The sequence below is a fragment of the Vibrio sp. 10N.261.51.A3 genome (assembly GCF_041471965.1).
Taxonomy (GTDB): Bacteria; Pseudomonadota; Gammaproteobacteria; order Enterobacterales; family Vibrionaceae; genus Vibrio; species Vibrio crassostreae_C.
In genome coordinates this window covers 1-821 of sequence record NZ_JBFRPK010000082.1, presented here as the reverse complement: position 1 = coordinate 821, position 821 = coordinate 1, and the positions used below count along the sequence as shown (strand labels likewise).

Genomic DNA, 821 nt, shown 5'->3' with positions numbered 1-821 from the left:
CAATACCAAAGCTCTTTGAGTTGTGCCCCGAGTATATAAGTGGTCATTAAGTCCTTATTGATATTCAATATTTCTGTAAGATAGCTGTCTTGCCGTGGATTTAAGTTGCCTCTATTTTTCAACAACACCCAGCGTGAGCGCTTGACCCATTGCCTCGCTTTTTTATCTTGCTTGAGCTTGTTGGCTTGGTCGACTCTGACTCTATCCATGACCTCACGACCGAACTTAGCGACAACATGGAATAAGTCGTAAACGATTTTTGCATTCGGGCAGTGCGCTTGAACTTCAAGGTCAAAAGCCGTATTCATGTCCATTGCGACCGCTTCGATATTGTTGCCATGCTTGCCTAACAGCTCGAAGAACGGTCGTATGTCCTTGCGGCTACGGCCTAACCCTATCCAAATGACTTGGTGAGTCTTAGCGTCAGCAATGACCGTGGCATACCGATGTCCTTTAAAGATAGCGAACTCATCCATGACGAGTTGCCTTAGCCCCTCCCATTTCACTGACGGTACCACTTGGCGAAGTCGGCGTTTATCTATCTCTTTAATGGTGTGCCAATGTACGCTTGTTAACTGGGAGATATGCTTAATGGGAAGAAGAGGCAGCAGTTGTTCTATATAACTTTTTAAGCGCTTCGTTATACGAGCATAAGGCTCTAACCAAGATAGAGACTCTGTTTTTATGCCGCAGTCACGACACTTGATTCTTCGTGTTTGAACGGAAAGTTCAACAGGAACACCGAGCAACATGGCCTCTTTTACATGACGCCATTGATACTCATGAATAGCCTCGGCCTCGAGACCACAAAGGCACTTAGC

At 45.7% G+C, this 821-nt stretch carries 1 protein-coding gene; it reads right to left on the bottom strand.

Annotated features, from left to right (window positions below):
• Window positions 1–821: ISL3 family transposase (locus AB4371_RS18605; protein WP_372150460.1), on the bottom strand; the 821-nt coding region annotated here is incomplete at both ends.